The sequence below is a fragment of the Rhodanobacter sp. AS-Z3 genome, from assembly GCF_029224025.1.
GTDB lineage: Bacteria > Pseudomonadota > Gammaproteobacteria > Xanthomonadales > Rhodanobacteraceae > Rhodanobacter.
Window position 1 is genome coordinate 2,967,117 of sequence record NZ_CP119392.1, and the last position, 13,449, is coordinate 2,980,565.

The 13,449-nt window shown below is 61.9% G+C and carries 14 protein-coding genes; 3 read left to right on the top strand and 11 right to left on the bottom strand.

The window, feature by feature from the left end:
• Window positions 1–2: 2 nt before the first annotated feature.
• The 8 genes from PY254_RS13235 to PY254_RS13270 all read right to left on the bottom strand — a co-directional run bounded on the left by PY254_RS13235 (window position 3) and on the right by PY254_RS13270 (window position 8,519).
• Complete coding sequence (locus PY254_RS13235) at window positions 3–1,826, bottom strand: tetratricopeptide repeat-containing diguanylate cyclase (RefSeq protein WP_281012511.1); 1,824 nt, start codon at window positions 1,824–1,826, stop codon at window positions 3–5.
• Window positions 1,827–1,830: 4 nt separating this feature from the next.
• On the bottom strand, window positions 1,831–2,184 hold the full coding sequence (locus PY254_RS13240; protein ID WP_281012512.1) for a hypothetical protein: 354 nt from the start codon (window positions 2,182–2,184) through the stop codon (window positions 1,831–1,833).
• A gap of 197 nt (window positions 2,185–2,381) precedes the next feature.
• Complete coding sequence (locus tag PY254_RS13245; protein ID WP_281015222.1) at window positions 2,382–3,191, bottom strand: SAM-dependent methyltransferase; 810 nt, start codon at window positions 3,189–3,191, stop codon at window positions 2,382–2,384.
• Window positions 3,192–3,214: 23 nt separating this feature from the next.
• Window positions 3,215–3,991: a slipin family protein gene (locus PY254_RS13250; RefSeq protein ID WP_281012513.1), complete on the bottom strand. Its 777-nt coding sequence runs from the start codon at window positions 3,989–3,991 to the stop codon at window positions 3,215–3,217.
• A gap of 16 nt (window positions 3,992–4,007) precedes the next feature.
• Window positions 4,008–5,420: an NfeD family protein gene (locus tag PY254_RS13255; protein ID WP_281012514.1), complete on the bottom strand. Its 1,413-nt coding sequence runs from the start codon at window positions 5,418–5,420 to the stop codon at window positions 4,008–4,010.
• A gap of 473 nt (window positions 5,421–5,893) precedes the next feature.
• Window positions 5,894–6,775 carry a DUF3014 domain-containing protein gene (locus PY254_RS13260; protein WP_281012515.1) on the bottom strand — a complete coding sequence of 294 codons (882 nt, stop codon included), beginning with the start codon at window positions 6,773–6,775 and terminating at the stop codon, window positions 5,894–5,896.
• 59 nt (window positions 6,776–6,834) lie between these two features.
• Window positions 6,835–7,596: an ABC transporter permease gene (locus PY254_RS13265; RefSeq protein ID WP_281012516.1), complete on the bottom strand. Its 762-nt coding sequence runs from the start codon at window positions 7,594–7,596 to the stop codon at window positions 6,835–6,837.
• Window positions 7,593–8,519: an ABC transporter ATP-binding protein gene (locus PY254_RS13270; protein WP_281012517.1), complete on the bottom strand. Its 927-nt coding sequence runs from the start codon at window positions 8,517–8,519 to the stop codon at window positions 7,593–7,595. Before PY254_RS13270 ends, PY254_RS13265 begins: the two co-directional genes overlap by 4 nt.
• 177 nt (window positions 8,520–8,696) lie before the next feature.
• Here PY254_RS13270 and PY254_RS13275 point away from each other — a divergent pair, with 177 nt between their 5' ends.
• Window positions 8,697–9,230 carry a lipocalin family protein gene (locus tag PY254_RS13275; RefSeq protein ID WP_281012518.1) on the top strand — a complete coding sequence of 178 codons (534 nt, stop codon included), beginning with the start codon at window positions 8,697–8,699 and terminating at the stop codon, window positions 9,228–9,230.
• Window positions 9,231–9,281: 51 nt separating this feature from the next.
• Here the strand turns inward: PY254_RS13275 and PY254_RS13280 are convergent, their stop codons facing one another.
• Both PY254_RS13280 and PY254_RS13285 read right to left on the bottom strand, forming a co-directional pair.
• On the bottom strand, window positions 9,282–9,776 hold the full coding sequence (locus tag PY254_RS13280; protein WP_281012519.1) for a nuclear transport factor 2 family protein: 495 nt from the start codon (window positions 9,774–9,776) through the stop codon (window positions 9,282–9,284).
• Between the two features lie 74 nt (window positions 9,777–9,850).
• Complete coding sequence (locus tag PY254_RS13285) at window positions 9,851–10,333, bottom strand: PepSY domain-containing protein (RefSeq protein ID WP_281012520.1); 483 nt, start codon at window positions 10,331–10,333, stop codon at window positions 9,851–9,853.
• 178 nt (window positions 10,334–10,511) lie between these two features.
• On the opposite strand from PY254_RS13285, the gene PY254_RS13290 reads away from it, so the two are divergent.
• Both PY254_RS13290 and PY254_RS13295 read left to right on the top strand, forming a co-directional pair.
• Window positions 10,512–11,729, top strand: coding sequence for an HD-GYP domain-containing protein (locus PY254_RS13290; protein WP_281012521.1), 1,218 nt, complete (start codon window positions 10,512–10,514; stop codon window positions 11,727–11,729).
• A 70-nt stretch (window positions 11,730–11,799) separates the two neighbouring features.
• On the top strand, window positions 11,800–13,047 hold the full coding sequence (locus tag PY254_RS13295; RefSeq protein WP_281012522.1) for a putative bifunctional diguanylate cyclase/phosphodiesterase: 1,248 nt from the start codon (window positions 11,800–11,802) through the stop codon (window positions 13,045–13,047).
• Window positions 13,048–13,068: 21 nt separating this feature from the next.
• On the opposite strand, the gene PY254_RS13300 is transcribed toward PY254_RS13295, so the two are convergent.
• Window positions 13,069–13,413, bottom strand: a complete 345-nt coding sequence (locus PY254_RS13300; protein ID WP_281012523.1) for a zinc ribbon domain-containing protein YjdM — start codon at window positions 13,411–13,413, stop codon at window positions 13,069–13,071.
• Window positions 13,414–13,449: the final 36 nt, after the last annotated feature.

Below are 13,449 nucleotides of genomic sequence, written 5' to 3' on the forward strand. Positions count from 1 at the left end.
ACTCAACCGTGATCAACCGCCACGCCAGCCACGCGCTGGCGTGGCTGCGTGTCATCACTGACCATGACCCGGTTGCGCCCTTCGCGCTTGGCGCGGTAGAGGCCATCGTCTGCATCGACCAGCAACTTCCGCAGGTCGTAACCGGAACGCTCGATGGTGGCTACGCCAAAGCTGGCCGACACCGGCACCTCAGCCAGATTGTCGCCGAAGACCGAGGCCGCCGCGATGGCCTCGCGAATCTGCTCGGCACGCGCCAGCGCCTGCTCCAATGTGCATTCCGGCAACAGGATACCGAACTCTTCGCCACCGAGCCGACCAAAGATATCGGTGGAACGCAGGTGCTGCTCACACGCCGCCACCGCACGCTTCAGCACGCGATCGCCTACCGCGTGCCCATGCGTATCGTTGACCACCTTGAAGTGATCCAGATCGATCAGCACCAGGCAGGCCTGCCGCGAGGACTTGCGGCAGTACTGCAATTGCTGCTCGGCTGACGTCACAAAATGCTGTCGGTTGAAGATCCCGGTCAGTCCGTCGCGCCGTGCCAGTTTCATGAAACGCAGTTGCGAGCGCTTGATGCGGTAGGTCATGAACGCAATGAAACCCAGCACCAACAGCAGTAGCAGGAGCTGCAGCCGACTGGTTTCCGAGGCCTTGCGATCCAGCGCCTGCTGCAGTTTCAGCACTTGGTTCTGCCGACTCAGCGTATCCACCTGTGCCTTGTTCGCCGCCAGTTGCTGCTTGACCGTCTGGAAGGCCAGCGCCTTCGCGCTGACCTCGTCAAGATGTCCCTTGTCGGCCACCATATATTTTTCATGGTAGGCCAGCGCTGATGCAGCGTCGCCTTCCTGCTTGGCCAGCGTATAAAGAATCTTGTACGCCTCGACCACAGCTGGCGCGAATCGATTACTGGTGCCATGCCCGACGGCAGCCAACGCAAATTGCCGGGCCAGTGGCGTTTTCCCTGCCTGCTGATACGCCTGCGCCAGCAAGCCCTCGAATTGGGCTACCTGCTGCGAATAGTTGTCGCGGTGCACTTCGGCGAGGTGTTTGCTCAGCAAGGCAATCGCCTTGTCCGAATCTCCCTGCTGCAGAGCGAGGCTGGCTGCAAAGTAGCGGATACCGTTCGCGTAAAGGCTGTTGTTTTCCTTCAGGCAGGTTGCCACGCCTTCGCTGATCAACGGCTCAATGCCATTCCACTGCCTGCCGCCAAACCGCGCCGCAATCCGCGCATGATCATCGACACAGGTAAAGCCCGGCCTTGCCAACCCCTGCGTGAAGATTTGTTCGGCGTAATAGGAAGCCAGTGCGTATTGCCCGGCATCGGCATACAGCGACGAAACCACGCCGTAGCCTTTCTCACGCAGGCTCGGCGTTGCGCGTGACCCCTCGCCAATCGCTCCGACGAGCTGATCCAGTTGCCGAAAGGCATCTTCGAAACGAGACTGCTCGGAAAGCGAGTTCACCTGCAACATCCGGGTCTTGAGCCGCAGGTCGTCATCCTGCGAGTCACTCAGGATGGCGTGGGTCAATGCATCCGACTTTTTGTAGTCACCCGCCAGGATGGCCTGCCACGCCTGCAAGTAACGCAAGTGCTGCTGCTGTTCCGGTGCCAGTTCGTCAATTCTAGGTTCCAGCTGACGCAGCAAGCTGACACATTGATCGGACAGTGACGTGGTGCACGCCGGATGCTCCGCTTGTTGCAACAAGCTGGCCGCATCAACCGCATTCGTTGACGCGGCCACACCGGTGGAAACGGCGAACGGAAGTCCACCGCCACACGCAGCGATCAGCGCTAATCGACGCAGTGCGCTGAATGCACGCATGGACTCAAGCGGGCAACGAGCTAAGTAGGCGGCCGTCGCTCTCGACGAGAAGTGCCCGCTCGGAATCATCCGCGAGCTCTTCGTCCTCGTCGGCTTCTTTGGCGGGCGACGGTGGTGGTACGGCAGGCCGTGCCGGCTGCGGGCCGGTACCTGGCGGGCCGGGTGGTGATACCAAAACGCAGACGGGCTTCGATCCCAGCAACTCGCCCAGGCGCTCGGCGTCGCGCGCGACCAACGCTGCATACTGTTGGGGGGTGGCGTCGACGACAGCCAAGGCCGTAGCCAATTCATCCGGTGAAGCCTGCGAAAGCTGCGCGTCCCCGCCCATCCTTTCGAGAAAATCGATCACATCCAGCATGTATCAGTCCTCAAGCCAAGTTGCTCAGACGCTCACCCGGAACGGCAGTAAACGTATCCACTGTCGCCCCCGTTGCGTAACACCGGGAATGCATCGGCATCGTTCCAGCTAAAGCTTCGGACGCGCCCCTCGCGGCCAGCTCCAATCCCGCAGAATAGTGTTTTCTTGCGCCCTCAGGTAGTCAACCTGATGCACCGTCACCCAGTACCAGCCACCGCACGGTCCAGCGCATCAAAGCGCGCGAGTATCTCCGGATTGGGCTGCATGGCATACGCCGGTGGAATCACCAGAGTATCGGTCATGTCCAGCTTCGCCTGCGGCAACGCAGCAAGCGTGCACCGCTCGATGCGTGGCGACTGGATCGGCAGCGTCGCGGCGCGATAGATGGTCACCTCATGGTTCAACGGATAGTCGCGTGCCAGCACATCCACCAGCACCTGACGATAGGCGGCATTGGTGGAGAAACGCGCCATCGACTGGTCGCCGACCACGCCGACCTGCCACAGGATCAGGTAGGCCGCAGGATCGATGCGTCGCTGGTAGAACAGCAACTGGCTGGCTTCGTAGTGCTGGCAGCCATACGCACCCGGGTCGATGCCGAGATCGGCGTATAGACAGCCTTCGGCCGAAATGGCCGGCTCCATGTGCGCGCGGCAGCCCTCCTCCCTGGCCAGCTCGATCGCCTTGTGCGGCACCCATGCAAACACGCCGGGATGACCGTAGAACACGCCACAGACCCGCCTGCCGGCGCGCACTTCCACCAGCATGGCTTCGACCATCTGCCAATAGGTGTTCATACGCGAGCTGCCTTCCTGGTAGAACGACTGCAAGCTGCGTACGTCGGCGTGCATGCGCCGCAGCCACAACTCCACGATGCCATCGGACAGCGCGAAAAACACTACGTCGGCCTGTTCGATATGACTGCGCGCCAGCGGCGCCAGATGGGCACCCAAGGTCATGCCCAAGCCGACACAGACCAAGCTTCCAGTCGAAGGCGTTGTTTGCATCATGCTGACTCGTTTGGGGTGAATCAGTCAGTTTTACCCGAATCGCGCTTGGACGGAAATGCTTCCATCAGTGGCCGGATCAAGTCCAGCGGCAACGGGAACACGATGGTCGAGGACTTGCCGTTGTTGGACATGTCGGCCAGTGTCTGCAGGTAACGCAATTGCAGCGCCTGCGGCTGCTGCGACAACATGGCGGCGGCATCACGCAGTTTCTCCGCTGCCTGCATTTCACCCTCGGCGTGGATCACCTTGGCGCGGCGTTCGCGTTCGGCCTCGGCCTGGCGGGCGATCGCGCGCACCATGGTTTCGTTGAGGTCGACGTCCTTGATCTCCACGTTCATGATCTTGATGCCCCACGGATCGGTGGCTTCATCCAGCGTGGTCTGCAAGGTGTGGTTGATCGAGTCGCGCTGGGACAGGATCTCGTCCAGTTCGTGCTGGCCCAGCACCGAACGCAAGCGCGTCTGCGCCAGCTGGCTGGTCGCCTGCAGGAAGTTTTCCACTTCCAGCACCGACTTGTCCGAATCAACCACGCGGAAGTAGACCACCGCGTTGACCCTCACCGACACGTTGTCGCGCGAGATCACGTCCTGCGGCGGCACGTCCATCACGGTGACCCGCAGGTCGACCCGGATCATGGTTTGCACCACCGGAATCAGCAGCACCAGGCCGGGGCCCTTGGTACTGGTGTAGCGACCCAGGGTCAGCACCACGCCGCGCTGGTACTCCGGCAGGATCTTGATCGTGGCAAACAGCAACATCGCGCCAAGAATGACCAGTACACCGACAAATCCGAACATTTCTATCTCCTGAACTTCATGAAATTTCTGCGTCGGCTTGCGCCGGCTCGACCCGCAACAACAAACCCTGCCGCGACAGCACCCGCACGCGCGCACCAGCCGGCAATGCCGTAGCGCAATGCACGCGCCAGCGCTCGCCGCGCAACATCATCCAGCTCTCGCCGCCGGGAACGACGGCCTGCAGCAAATCGCCGGTGTCAGCCAGCATCGCCGCATCACCACTGAACTGCGGCGCTCGCCGCGCGCGAAACACCAGCCACACGATCAGCCCGAGCAGTGCGGCCGCACACACCGCAATGCCGCCGATCGCGCCCAGATTCACCGCATAACCGGGCACGCCGGTGTTCATCAGCATGACCGAACCGGTGACAAAAGCGACCAACCCGCCGATGCCGAAAGCGACCACGCCGGGATTCACCGCTTCGGCCACCAGCATGCCAATGCCCAGCGCCATCAGCGCCAGCCCGGCGTAGTTCACCGGCAACAACTGCAGCGCGTACAAGCCGACCAGCAGGCTGATCGCACCGACGATGCCGGGCAGCATGGCGCCGGGATGCAGTGCTTCCAGCCCAAGGCCAAAGATGCCGCCCAACAGCAGCAGATAGGCGATGGTCGGATTGGTGATGATGCCCAGGAAGCGAGTGCGCGCATCGGGCGCATAGCTACGCACCGTAGCCCCTTGCAGATTCAGCGTGACGGTGCGATCACCCAGCTTCACCACGCGGCCGTTTGATTTCGCCAGCAGGTCGTTCACATCGCTGGCGACGAAGTCGATCACGTGTTGTTGCGCGGCCTCGCCGGCGGTCAACGTCGCGGCGCCGCGCACCGCCTGCGCTGCCCAGTCCGCATTGCGCCCGCGTAGCTGTGCCAGCGAGCGGATGTAGGCAATCGCATCGTTGGTGACTTTGTTTGATTCGGCATCATGGCCCGCTGCCGACGGCTCGCTGCGAACGGTGGAACTGGCGACGGGTTGGCTGGCCGGCCTGGCCGAAGGCCGTGGCGTGTTGCCGCCCAAGGACACCGGCGTCGCCGCACCGACATGGGTGGCCGGTGCCATCGCGGCAATCTGGCCGGCATAAAGAATATAGGTACCGGCCGAGGCGGCACGGGCACCGTCGGGTGCGACGTAGACCAGCACGGGAATGTCGCTGGCCAGCATCCGCGAGATGATCAATCGCATCGATTCGGACAGCCCACCCGGTGTATCCAGCTGCAGCACGATGGCTTGCGCGCCGTCGTGCTCCGCGCGGATCGAGGCACCCTCGAAATACTCGGCGGCGGCAGGACCGATCGGCCCCTCCAGCGTGATCTTCGCCACCATCTTTCCGGCAGCCTCGTGACCGGCTGCCGCCGCGTGGTCAGCCCAAGTCGGGGTCACCAAAAACGCAGCCAACAGGGCCGCGCTCATTCGCCACCAACCACGCTTCATCACGCCGACCTCCGCAAACAGCGACGATACCGCCACTGTACGCGTGCAGGTGTTCAAAAACGGTCACACACAGGAAAATCATGCAAGGCCGGCTGGGCGCACAAGGACGAAAGGCACTACGCCTGATGATGTTGCAAGTCGCCACCCCGAAGCGACCATTCGGCACGCGCGTGCCCGTCCGAAAAACCGTTGACGCCAGCCAGCAGCACGAGCATGTCCACCGGCGACGACAGCAACCACCTCAGGTCGCAGCGCCGAATGCTCGCCGAGCATGCAGGGCTGCCTGGCAGCGAGGTGGCCCAGTCCGGCGCGCTGTCAGGTCGGAAGATACGGCGCGAATGGCCTGCGCTGCCGCGGTCACGCGTGGCCGAGTTCCGTATCCGGCAGCAGTGCAAGAAACAAGCTATGCGCTTGGACAGGCTATGCCGCGGTGGCGCCAGACAGGTTTGGCTGAGCGTGACCCGACTCGCCCATCAGTCAACCGGCGGTGCCGGCTGGATCTTCTCACTGGGCGTGCCTGCAGGAGCAGCATGCAGCCCTGCACCGACCAGTTGCGCGCGTATCGCGCGCAGTTTCGCCTTGATGCGCGCTTCGGCTTCCGGCCCCACCCGCATCATCAACTTCTGTCCAGTCGACAGCGACTCCAGCGCAGGATCGGCATAAACATAATAGGCGTTCGATCGCCGCATGGGCGCCCGGGCCGCCAGGTCCGGTGCCGCAAGCAAATCGTCCAGAACCACGATCAGTCGGTCATTGAAGTAGCCCTTGGGATAACCCAACTGCTGATAAGCCTGCTGGAACAGCGGATAGGCATGCACATACCAGGCAACCAGCGCCCGCGGATCGGTGGCGTCGACTACCTGCAGATAGGGCGCGTAGCGCTCGCTGTTATTCGCGGCCAGCACGATGGAACCACCCACGTCGTCAACCAGCACCGGACCCTTCGGCGTATGCGCCGGCAAGGTGAAGGAACCCAGTGCCTCGTGCCGGGGCAGCGCATCCAGCGTGGCGACGATCCGTTCGATGATCCGCTGACGAATCAGCAACGCCGACCAGTCACTGCCGGCCGCCAATCGGCCAAGCCCGTCGGCCACACTTTCATCGCTGCCGTCCAGCGCGGGCAACGGAGTGGTCGAGGCCTCGGCCGGCGCTGTTCGCGCCTGCTCAATGGGGTGCTCGATCACCGCCTGCTCCTGCGCGGTCGCCACGGGTGTGGCGCTGCTTGCCCTCGGGGTCACCAGTGGCGCGTCGCCAGCATTCATCGCCTTGCGCGCCAGATACAACCCGCCTGCACCAATGGCCAACACGACGACGCCCGCCGCAACCCAGCTTCCCACCGATGACTGCTTGCTCATGATTACTCCGATCTTGTTGCACGACTCAATGTGTTCTGACTGGCGCAAGCCCGATTCGTTCACGCCTTCAATCGATAGCCGCTGCGGAAAATCCACCATACCAACGCCAGACACATCGCCAGAAACACCATCGTCATGCCAACACTGACCCCGATGCCTACGTCGGCCACGCCGTAGAAACTCCAGCGAAAGCCGCTGATCAGATAAACCACCGGATTGAACAAGGTGACCTTCTGCCAGAACGGCGGCAGCATGTGGATCGAGTAGAAACTGCCACCGAGGAAGGTCAGCGGCGTCACGATCAGCAACGGCACCAATTGCAGCTTCTCGAAGTTGTCCGCCCAGATCCCGATGATGAAACCGAACAGACTGAAGGTCACCGCGGTGAGCAGCAGAAAGGCCAGCATCCACAGTGGGTGCTGGATATCAAAGGTGACGAAGAGTCGCGCGGTAATCAGGATGATCACCCCGAGGATGACCGACTTGCTGGCCGCGGCACCGACGTAGCCCGCCACGATTTCAAACGGCGACACCGGTGCCGACAGAATCTCGTAGATGGTGCCCACGAACTTCGGAAAATAGATCCCGAACGATGCGTTGGAAATGCTTTGCGTCAGCAGCGACAACATGACCAGACCCGGCACAATGAAAGCGCCGTAGCTGACTCCGTCGATGCCGTTCATGTGCGAACCGATGGCGGCGCCGAACACCACGAAATACAGCGAGGTGGAGATCACCGGCGAGACGATGCTCTGCAGCAAGGTGCGCCAGGTACGCGCCATTTCGAAGCGGTAGATTGCGCGGATGCCGTGAATATTCATGCGCGCTCCCTCACCAGATCCACGAAAATATCTTCCAGCGAACTCTGGCTGGTCTGCAGGTCCTTGAAGTCGATACCGGCCTCGGCGAGCCGTCGCAGCAGCCCATCGATGCCGGTGTGCTCGCTCTGTGCATCAAACGTATAAACGAGTTGCTGACCGTTGCCCTTCAGTTCGAGAGCATAGGTCGCCAACCCTGGCGGAACCTCCGACAGCGGATTCTGCAACTGCAGGGTGAGCTGTTTACGCCCAAGCTTGTTCATCAGCGCAGCCTTCTCCTCCACCAGGATCAACTCGCCCTTGTTGATCACCCCGATGCGATCAGCCATCTCCTCGGCCTCTTCGATGTAGTGCGTGGTCAGGATGATGGTGACGCCGGTGTCACGCAGCGCGCGCACCATCACCCACATGTCGCGGCGCAGTTCCACGTCGACGCCCGCTGTGGGCTCATCAAGGAACAGGATGCGCGGCTCATGCGAAAGCGCCTTGGCAATCATCACCCGGCGCTTCATGCCGCCGGACAAGGTGATCATCTTGTTGTTGCGCTTGTCCCACAGTGACAAGTCCTTCAGCACCTTTTCGATATGCGCCGGGTCGGGCGCGCGACCGAACAGACCGCGGCTGAAACTGACCGTGTTCCACACCGTCTCGAACGCGTCGGTGGTGAGTTCCTGCGGCACCAGACCGATCTTGCTGCGAGCGGCGCGATAGTCGCGCACCACGTCGTGTCCGTCAGCCAGCACCTTGCCTTCGCTCGGGTTGACGATGCCACAGATGATGCTGATGAGCGTGGTCTTGCCGGCACCGTTGGGGCCGAGCAAGGCGAATATTTCGCCCTGGCGAATTTCCAGCTCGATGTTCTTCAGTGCACTGAAGCCGGAGGCGTAGGTCTTGCTGAGTTGATGAACGGCAATGATCGGCGGCACGCCAACCTCCTGACAACGAGCGGGGAGAGGCATGGTATGCCTGACCTGACAGCCAGGGCCAGCCATCACCAGGCCCATTCCACCCCGGTCGACGAGTGCTTACCCGACCCTGCACGACCTGCAACCATTCAGGCGCCGACAACGTACGATGGTCAACGCACCTGACGGATATCCCTCATGCCATTACTGCTCTTGTTGCTCGCCTCGCTGGTTGCCGCCTCACCCGCCGCGGCGGACACGCTGCCGAACGAACCGGTGCCGACACTGGCGATGGACCGCTATGCTGGCCAATGGCATGAAATTGCCCGGCTGCCGATGTACTTCGAGCGCCGGTGCCTGAACGGCGTGACCGCGAAGTATGTGCCGAATGCCGACGGCACGGTGCGGGTGGAAAACACCTGCATGACCGCGAAGGGTCAGATGTCGATTGTTGGCATGGCACGCGTCAAGGAGGGCCAGCCGGGCGCGCTGGAGGTTCGCTTTGCGCCGGGCTGGCTGAGCTGGCTACCGTTGAGTTGGGCCGATTACTGGGTGATCGAAGTGGACCGTGATTACCAATGGGCGGTCATCGGCAGCCCCGGCCACAAACACCTGTGGATACTGGCGCGCCAGCCGCGCATGGATCGGGCACTGTTCCAGACCTTGAAGGAGCACTCCCGGCTGCGCGGTTATAGCGTCGACGACCTGATCATCACGGCGCCGCTGGACTGACTGGCGTTGCGTTTGCCACCACGCCAGTGATGCGAATGTGCGCTTTCCCGGTCAGTGAACCTCACCGAGCGGGCTGGCCATACAACCGGTTTTCTGCACTGTGTAGCTGATCCCGGCCACGCGCCAGCCAGCCGCCGTGCGCACCAGGCTGAAGTTGTCGATGCCGCAATGTGACAATTTTCCATCGAGATGAAAGTCATACGGGGCCCACACCTGGGCGATATTTCCGTTCACCGTGACCTGCGCATTCCAGATCCGTTCGAGGAAGATTTCGCGGTGTTTGCCGAGGGTATCGAGGTAGCCCGTGTCTGGTTCGATGCGCACCGTGCCGTCAGGCAGCAGCACCACGAAATTTGCGCCCGGCAGAATCAGCCGGCGCGAGGCATCGACATCATGCTTGCCCATGGCCGTAAAAAGAGCGACCACTGCAGCCAGGGCATCCCGCTGGGCAGGGCTGTAAATGTCCTTGGCGTTCGCGCAACTGGCACCCGGTATGGCGCAGGCAATGAACACAATCATCGCCATCGTGGCACTACGGAAATTCATCTGCTGTCCCCCGCTGAAAGTTGCCTGATACCTGTTCAACCTGGCGCGTCACCCAAGCTGGTCAAACCCCACGTTCAAAACAGCAGCAGCAATAATGGCACGATGATTCCAGCGCCAGACAGCGCACCGAACAGCGCTGGGCGACGGCTGAAACGCCAAGCCATGTAGAGCCCGCTGAGCACCGAGACGAACAAGCTCAGTGCCACCAGCGCAAAGAAAACTTTCATCGGCAGCAAATTCTTCCTGGCCGGTCGATTCTCGACGGCCACCACTCGCGGCTCCGCGTCCGCGGCTGGTCGTGCTTGCAACGGTGCGGCGGCACCGTTGGCGGGCGGGCGTCGCCGCTGCGGCATCTCGATGGTCTGTTTCTTATGTAGTTGTGCTGCGCTGGCCAGCCACGCCGGTGGCGCGTAATCGCTGCCGCGCGTGGTTTCGTGCAGGCTGAACACCTGCAGTCCGCCAGTGAGCGCAAAAAACAGGAGCATCGGCGCGCTGAACACGCCCAGGTAGAGATGTATCGAACGCAGGCTGCGCAGGAATCGATGAGGGAGCGACATACAAGATGCAAGATCGTGACAAGAGGTCCGTACTCTAGTCGGAACCGCGTGGTCGTTCCATCGCCTGGGCGCCCGCCGAAGTACGCCGATGGAAGCAGCACCAGGATCATTGGCACCGGCATGTAGTCTGCTGATAGGCTCTGACTCGTTGCATCCTGCCAGTTCACCGGGATAGCGCGTGGCCTTTGAGATCGAAGAACAGCGCATCGACGTCAATGACCTGCGACTCGGCATGTATGTGTGCCGACTCGACCGGCCATGGGAAGACACGTCCTATCCGCTGCAGGGTGTCGGGCTGACCAGCCCGGAGGATCTCGCCGGCATCCGCGCCATTTGCCAATACGTCTACATCGATTTGCGCCGCCAGGTGGTCATCGCATCGCCCGCAGCGCTGACCCGTACCAACCTCTCTGGGACACGCTTCAAGAACACGGTTCACTACAGCGACAAGATACCTGTCGAAGAAGAAGCGCCGCGCGCGCATGCCGCGCTCGACAATGCCAGCCAGATGGTTGACCGCATCTACGACGACATCGCCAGCGGCCGAGAACTGTCGGTCGAGCGCGTGGAGCAGGCCGTGCGTCCACTGGTCGCCAGCGTGCTGCGCAGTGCCGATGCGTTCTTCCTGGTCGAAGGCTTGCGCCGACACGATAACTATTCCTACAGCCATTCGATCGGTTGCAGCGCGCTCGCCGCCGTTTTCGGGCGACATATGGGCTTTGCCGAGGAAACCATCCTCAGCCTGGCTGCGGGCGGATTGTTGATGGACGTGGGCAAGACCCGTCTCCCGGAAAGCCTGTTGCGCTATCCGGGGTCGCTGGCACCGGCCGAGGTGGACGTCGTGCGTTCGCATGTCGCTGCGGGCCTCGAAATCGTCTCCGAATCGGGTATCACCAACCAGGATGTACTCGACATCCTGCGTACTCATCACGAGCGTCACGATGGCAGCGGCTATCCCGATGGCCTCGCCGGCAATGTCATTCCGATCACCGGGCGCATGCTCGGCATCATCGACACCTACGACGCGATGGTCAGCCCACGACCGTATCGGCCGGCCATCTCGCGCCATCATGCATTGCGGCAAATCTACGCGGCCCGCAACACCCTGTTCCAGGCAGAGATGATCGAGCGCTTCCAGGTTTGTCTTGGCGTGTATCCCACCGGATCGATAGTCGAATTGAGCAGCGGTGAAGTAGCCGTGGTCATCGCGCAGAACCAGGTGCGTCGCCTGCGACCGAAAATCGTCGTACTGACCTTGCCAAACAAGCAACCACTCAAGGAGTTCCGTCAGATCGACCTGATGGCGTCTTCGGCGAAGAACGAGCCGATCGATATTCTGCGTGGCCTGGCCGTGGGCGATTACGGCGTCGACGCTGCCGAGCTGTTCCTGAAATGACGCCACTGCACACCAGCCTGCCAATGCCGCAGGTCCCCCCTTCCTTCTGCTGTCAGGACGCGATGCCACCATGCTGAACCGGCCAGCCCTGTTCGACGTCATCGAGCAACAGATTGCTGCCTGCATCGGTACCGGCGGAAGCTTCGCCGTGCTGATGCTGCGCGCTCACGGCCTGCGTGAAATCGCCCTGCGTTTTGGTTACAGCCAGGCCGAGCACGCTGGCGAGATCGTCCAGGAGTTGATTGGCATGTCGCTGCGCCCGATCGACTGCGTCTTCCAGATCGGCGATGACAGCTATGCGGTGGTGCTACCCGACATGCTGGGCCGCAACCACGGACTGCTGGCCGCCGCCAGACTCAGCCAGGCCTTCGAACAGCCGCTGGTGGGGATGGAAGCCCCCTGGCAACTGCGCATCTCCATGGGTATTGCAATCTACCCGGAACATGGCCAGGACGCCGAACTGCTTTGCCGCCGCGCCGGAATGGCACTGGATGAGGCGCAGCGCCGGCGCGAGCCCTGCGTAATCTATCAGCCCGACGAAACCCAGGTGGAGGTCTTTTACGAGGAACTGCGCGAAGCCATCGAGGCGAACCACCTGCAGGTTTTTTTCCAGCCGGTGCATGACTTGCTGAGCAAGCGCATGGTGGCGGTTGAATCGCTGGCGCGGTGGACCAGCCCGCGCCACGGCGAAGTATCACCCGCCCGTTTCGTGCCGTTTTCCGAACAAAGTGATCTGATTTCCGCACTGACCCGCTGGAGCATCAACGCCACGCTGCGACATGCAGCGCCGCTGTGCGCAACCGGCGAGTTGAGCTTTGCCATCAACTTGTCGCCACGTGCGTTCTCACGCCCCGGAATGGTCGAGCAACTCAAGGGCGCGCTGGACGTCTGGGGCGTGGAGCCCACGGCAATCATCGCGGAAGTCACCGAGACAGCGTTGGCCAATGACCTGGAATCCGGCGTACAGGTGCTGGGCCAGCTACGCGACATGGGCGTGCGCATCTCGATCGATGATTTCGGCACCGGCTATGCGTCGATCTCCTACCTGCACCGTTTCCCCGCCACCGAACTGAAGATCGATCAGTCGTTGGTCGGCTCCATGCAGGACGATCCGCATACGAGCCGACTGGTCGGCGCAATCATCAATATGGCGCGCCATCTGGATCTGGCCACGGTAGCCGAAGGCATCGAGAATCAAGTCACCCAGGACCGGTTGACTGACATGGGCTGCACGTACGGACAGGGCTTCCACCTTGGTCGACCGGAGCCCGCCGCGAATTTCGCCAGCCGCTTCCTTGCCGGCCACGCCCAGCGCTGAGCCGTGCTCAAGCCGACCAGCTCAGGCCTTTTTCAGAAAACAGACTTTCAGCACCAGGCCCTTGATCTTGTCCGAGTTGCCTTCGATGTGTTCGTCATCACCATCGACCAACCGAATGTTGCGGATCAGCGTGCCCTGCTTCAGCGGAATCGATGACCCTTTCACCTTGAGGTCCTTGATGACCGTGACCGTGTCCCCGCTGTTGAGCACGTTGCCGTTCACATCGCGAACCAGCAGCGCTTGGCCGCCCTGGTCTGCGCCCGCCTCCATCGACCACTCATGCCCGCAATCGGCGCAGATGTAGTTGCCGCCATCGGCATAGGTATTTTCCATGGCGCACAACGGACAGGCTGGAATGTCAGACATGGAACGATCCTGAGGCGGTCTAGCGGGCCAGAAGTA